The 5,640-nt window shown below is 62.1% G+C and carries 3 protein-coding genes and 1 pseudogene; 2 read left to right on the top strand and 2 right to left on the bottom strand.

All coding sequences use genetic code 11. The features are described 5' to 3' along the window. Positions 1-158: 158 nt before the first annotated feature. Positions 159-1,091, bottom strand: coding sequence for a LysR substrate-binding domain-containing protein (locus GNZ13_RS00720; protein WP_172159585.1), 933 nt, complete (start codon positions 1,089-1,091; stop codon positions 159-161). A gap of 168 nt (positions 1,092-1,259) precedes the next feature. Between GNZ13_RS00720 and GNZ13_RS00715 the strand changes: the two genes are divergently transcribed. Together GNZ13_RS00715 and GNZ13_RS00710 are read left to right on the top strand one after the other, a co-directional pair. Further along, positions 1,260-2,297, top strand: coding sequence for a DUF1338 domain-containing protein (locus GNZ13_RS00715; RefSeq protein WP_172159584.1), 1,038 nt, complete (start codon positions 1,260-1,262; stop codon positions 2,295-2,297). A gap of 52 nt (positions 2,298-2,349) precedes the next feature. After that, entirely contained in the window at positions 2,350-5,373 is a 3,024-nt protein-coding gene (locus GNZ13_RS00710; protein WP_172159583.1) for an FAD-binding and (Fe-S)-binding domain-containing protein, read from the top strand. A 138-nt stretch (positions 5,374-5,511) separates the two neighbouring features. Here the strand turns inward: GNZ13_RS00710 and GNZ13_RS51950 are convergent. Further along, positions 5,512-5,640 (bottom strand): annotated as a pseudogene (locus tag GNZ13_RS51950) (XRE family transcriptional regulator); the annotation flags it as partial.

Raw genomic sequence — 5,640 nt, 5'->3', positions numbered from 1 at the left:
CTGACGATCAACGGGCACGAAGCGACTCATCTATGGGCTCTCTCAGTGAACTGGCTGATTCATTAACGCCCAACGTGCCCGCCCGGATGACCAACCTCGGCGCAAACTCCGACAACCTCCTAGCGCACATCGCTCACCGCTGATTGCTCACTGCCGAATCAATCGGTATCGGGATCACCGGCCAGTCCAGGATTCACCGCACTGTATGCCGCCGCTTCCCGCAACAGCCACTCGCGAAAGCTCGTGAGTGGCTTGCCGTGGCTCAACTCGGTCGGATAGACGAGGTAATACGCCGAGTCGGCGACCGCGGGCGCGTCGAGCGGCATCACGAGTCCGAGATGGTCGAGCTGTGCGTCGACGAAAAAACGCGGCACTAGCGCGATGCCGAGACCGGCCGCCGCGGCGCTGATCAGCATTGTGTGGAGTTCGTAGCGGACACCTTGCATCGTCCGGTTATCGTCGACACCGAGACTGGCGAACCATGACGCCCAGCCGTCCGGCCGGGTGGTGGAATGCAGCAAGGGGTAGTCCAGCAGATCGGCCGCTGTCTCGACAGGCCGCGTCAGCAGACTCGCCGCACACACCGGCACGACTTCCTCGCTGAACAGAAAATCCGCCGACGTGCCCGGCCATGTCGGTTTGCCGTAGTGAATCGCGGCTTCGAAATGCGTATCGGCGAACGGGAAGGTGCCGGTGCGCACTCCCATGTTGACCCGCACGTCCGGATACTGCACGTTGAATGCTGCCAGCCGAGGAATCAGCCATTGCGATGCGAAAGTCGGCAACACCGCCAATTCCAGATACCCGCCGCCGCTGCCATGCGCAATGATCGACAGCGTGTCGCGGTCCAGTTGTTCCAGCGAGCGCCGCACCTGCGCGCTATAGACCTTGCCCGCCTTGGTCAGCACCACGCGTTGTTTGACGCGCACGAACAGCCGCACGCCGAGATTGCTCTCCAGCGTATTGATCTGCCGGGACACCGCGCTCTCGGTGAGGAAGAGCTCGCGCGCCGCATGCGTGAAGCTCTCGTGCCGGGCGGCAGCCTCGAAAGCGAGCAGCGCGCCCATGTTGGGGATCTTGAATTTTCGCACGTTAATTCCAAAAACGCATCAAGTGGCGATTTTATCTCGCTTTACGGCGGCGCTGCGGATTTGAATAATCTCGCATCCAACGATGCCGCGCTTGCGCCCTGAAACCACGCCGGCAGGCCACCTTCAATTACACGAACGCGTGCCCACCGCACCCCGCCCGGAACCGATATGCGAAACATCAAGAATGCAAATGTCGAACAACTGCTGCTGAAACTGCTCGGCGCCGAGAAAACCGCGAGGCTGTTCGCCACGTTGAACCATCCGCAGATTCTCAACGAATGGGAAGACGGCACCGTCACGCGGGCCGAAATGGCTCAGGCGATGAACATGGCGCTATTCGAAGACCTGCTGGCGCGCTCGGCGAATGGCCGCGAGTACACCGAGGAGACGATCGCTGGCGGTGGTAGCGTCTACTTCGACCACGGCGCATTGCGCACCGTGCGCTGGGCTGAGAGCGGCGCGCTGCCGCCGGGCGAAGCGGCTTTCGCACGCATCCTGCGACCGCTCGGTTTCAGCATCAACGGCCGCTATCCGCTCGACCGTCTCGGCATGACCGGCCGCGCATGGGCGCACGACGATGCCTCCGACGAGATCGCGCAGTTCTTCGTCAGCGAATTGCATCCCGAGCGGTTCTCGACGGAATTCCAGCAGGCGGTGACGAACGTGATCGGCGCCTCGCGCGATCCGTTGACGCCCCAAGCCGCCAGCCAGTTGTGGGAGCTCGAACGCGAAGGCGTGTTGCCGCTCGAGGCGGCTCATGCGTTGTTGCCGGTGATCGTCGGCGCGTTCGCGCGTCAGCATGAGACGCCACGCGAAGCCGATTACGAAGTATTGTTGAAGGAGTCGGCGGAAATGGCGTGGATCGCGACCGAAGGCAACGCCTTCAATCACGCCACCGATCGCGTCGCGGACGTGTTCCAGCTTTCCGACGACGAGAAGGCGAAAGGTCGTCCGATGAAGCCGGAAGTCGAGCGTTCGCGTTCGGGCCGCGTGTTTCAGACCGCGTACCGCGCGGACATCGTGCGGCGCGAGTTTCGTGCGGCCGACGGCAGCATCGTGACGCGCGAGGTGCCGGGCTCGTTCTACGAGTTCATCACGCGCAAGCGGACTTTCGATCAGGACGCGCGCCGCTGGGAAACGGACCGGCGTTTCGACGCGGGCAACGCTCAGGGCATCTTCAAGATGACCGCGAGCCAGGCTGCGTGATGCGTCGTTCAGGCCATAGCGCGGGCGTTGGACACGAGACGTGAGGAACGCAGTGGAAACGTCATTGGATGAAGAGCAGGGCGCGGGCGTGAATGCTTCATTGAGCGACGCGGCTCATGACACCTTGAAAGCGCCGCGCGTTGCCAAGCCCTTCGCTGGCACTGCTGCTGTGATGCAGGCACTCGAAGCCGACTTGCGCCGCCACGTGCGCGGCGAGGTGCGCTTCGATCAGGGTTCGAAAGCGCTGTATGCCGCGGATGCGTCGAACTATCGGCAAGTCCCGCTCGCCGTGGTCGTGCCATCGGACGTCGACGACCTGCTGGAAACGCTTGCCGCCTGCCGCCGTAATGACGTGCCCTTTCTCCCGCGCGGCGGTGGCACCTCGCAGAACGGCCAATGCGTAAACGTCGCGGTGGTGGCCGACGCGAGCAAGTACGTGAACCGCGTCGTATCGGTCGATCCTGTAGCGGGTGTAGCGATCGTCGAACCGGGCGTGGTCTGCGATACCTTGCGCGACGCCGCGGAAAAGCACGGCCTCACGTTCGCCCCAGATCCCGCGACGCACAGCCGCTGCACGCTCGGCGGCATGATCGCCAACAATTCGTGCGGTGCGCATTCGGTGATGGCCGGCAAGACGGTCGAAAACGTCGAGGCGCTGGAAATCGCGACCTTCGATGGCGCGCGTTTCTGGGTCGGGCCTACTTCAGACGACGAACTCGGTCGAATCATCGCAGCAGGCGGGCGTCAAGGCGAAATCTACGCTGCGCTCAAGCAACTACGCGACACCTACGCCGATCAGATCCGCGCGAAATTCCCGCAGATCAAGCGGCGCGTGTCAGGGTTCAACCTCGATCAACTGCTGCCGGAAAACGGCTTTAACGTCGCGCGTGCGCTGGTCGGCACCGAGGGCACGTGCGCCGTGACCCTGCAGGCGAAAGTGCGGCTCGTGAAGAGTCCGGCGCAACGCGTGATCGTCGTGGTCGGCTTCACCGATATCTACACCGCCGCGGACGCTGTGCCGCATTTCATGCGCTGTGGGCCGATCGCGGTCGAGGGACTCGACCGCGCGATCATCCGCGGCTTGCAGGCGCGTGGTTTGAAGAAGGACGAGATTGCCTTGCTGCCGGTCGGCGATGCATGGGTCGTGCTCGAATTCGGCGCGGATACGCAAGAGGATGCCGTGCGCCAGGCGCAAACCGCTGCGGCGTATTTTTCGTCGGGCGAAGCAGGGCCGAACGTGTCGGCGCTGCTCGTCGAAGATCGCGCGTTGCAGGCGAAGGTGTGGTCGATCCGCGAGACGGGGGCGTCGGCGGTGGCGTTGTCGGTGGATACGGGCACGCCCGATCCGGTGGTCGGCTGGGAAGATGCAGCGGTTGATCCGCTGCGTCTCGGCGATTATCTGCGTGCGTTTCAGGCGCTCGTGGATCGTTACGGCTACGAGACGAGTTTGTACGGCCATTTCGGCGATGGCTGCGTGCACGCGCGCATTACCTTCGATCTGCGCAGCGTCGAAGGCGTCGCGACGTGGCGCAAGTTTCTGCGCGAAGCGGCGGAACTGGTGGTCGAATTTGGTGGCTCGCTCTCGGGAGAACACGGCGACGGCCAGGCCAAGGCTGAGTTCTTGCCAATTATGTACGGCCCTGAACTGATGCAGGCGATGGAGCAGTTCAAGGCGATCTGGGATCCGGCCAATCGATTGAATCCTGGCAAGGTCGTGCACGCGTATCGCGCCGATGAAAATCTGCGCATGGGTCCGGCGTACAAGCCGGTGACCCTGCAAACGAAGCTCACGTTCGCGAGCCAGGAAGGCGACGGCTTTCAGCGCGAGATCGAACGATGCATCGGCATGGGTAAGTGCCGTTCGCTCGACGGCGGCACGATGTGTCCGAGCTATCGCGCGACACGTGAAGAGAAATACTCGACGCGTGGCCGCGCGCATCTGTTCTGGGAAATGCTGCAAGGCGACGTGATTACAGATGGCTGGAAAAGCCGCGAAGTGAAGGAGGCGCTCGACACTTGCCTCGCGTGCAAGGGCTGTAAATCTGATTGCCCGACGCATACGGATATGGCTTCATACAAGGCGGAATTTCTTTCGCATTACTACGAGACGAATCGTCGACCGCGGCAGGCGTTGTTTATGGGGCGGATCGGCGAGTGGGCACCGTGGGCGGCGCGGTTTCCGCGGGTGACGAATTTTATGACGTCGGCACCGGGGTTGGCTGCGGTTGGGAAGTGGGTTGCCGGGGTGGCGCAAGCGCGGGAATTGCCGAAGTTTGCTGCGCGGACTTACCGGCAGATTGCACGGCGATCGCTTAAGAAGGAGGGTGACGCTCGTGTTGGTGCTCCTGGTGAGGTCAAGAAAGTCATCTTGTGGGTCGATACTTTTAACGATCACTTCACGCCCGAGATCGCACAGGCCGCTGCCGATGTGCTGACGCAAATGGGCTGGCGCGTCGTGCTGCCGAAGAACCGTTTGTGTTGTGGGCGTCCGCTGTATGACTTCGGTTTGCTCGACCGTGCGCGTGAGTTACTGACCACGATTCTTGATGACCTCGGGGACGATATTGCTGCGGGTGTGCCACTGGTCGGTCTTGAGCCCGGTTGCTTGTCGGTGTTCAAGGATGAGTTGCTGAAGCAGCTCCCCGGTCATGCGTTAGCGAAACAGCTGTCGGCGCAAACTTTTCTGTTCTCCGATTTCGTCGCGCGTCAGCCGTTCGAATGGCCGACGCTTGCAGCGGACGTGATCGTGCATGGGCATTGTCATCAGAAGGCGCTGTTCGGTATGCAAGGCGATACCGCACTGTTGAACAAGCTTGGCGTGAAATGGAAATTGCTCGATACCGGATGCTGCGGGATGGCGGGATCGTTCGGCTTTAACGACGAGCATTACGCGCTTTCGGAGAAAATCGGCGAAGACAAGCTGTTTCCTGCTGTGCGAGCGGCGACCGCTGCGAACGCGGAAACGATCGTGCTGACCAACGGTTTCAGTTGCCGTGAACAGATCGAGCAGGGGACTGGGCAACATGCGATGCATATCGCGCAACTGGTGCAGCGGGCGTTGGCGGCGCGTCGTTAAGGGGCTGTGGCGGCGTTGCCATTGGTGTTGGCACTGGCTTTCGTGCTGCCATTTGCCGGTGGCGCTGCCATCGGCATTGGGGACGCTGGCTTTCGCTTTTGGCGTTTCTATGTGCTGTGAGCGGTCCCGCCGCCTTCGTTATTTTTTCGCCGATTCTGCCGCGGCCGACGTCTGCGGGATGTCGGCGCTGGTCGCCATCCACAACACTTCGGCGTCTTCTTCACTGGTGGAAACCGCGGCGTGGCCGGTGCGGCTGTCGAAGTAAAG

The organism is Paraburkholderia elongata (assembly GCF_013177735.1).
In the GTDB taxonomy this organism is placed as follows: domain Bacteria; phylum Pseudomonadota; class Gammaproteobacteria; order Burkholderiales; family Burkholderiaceae; genus Paraburkholderia; species Paraburkholderia elongata.
Note: the sequence above shows the minus strand (reverse complement) of the source record. Positions and strands in the feature narration are given on the sequence as shown.

What these genes read in the sequence shown, in the direction of transcription:
- GNZ13_RS00715 (WP_172159584.1), top strand. Translation starts at nt 1,260, where the DNA reads ATGCGAAACATCAAGAATGCAAATGTCGAACAACTGCTGCTGAAACTG.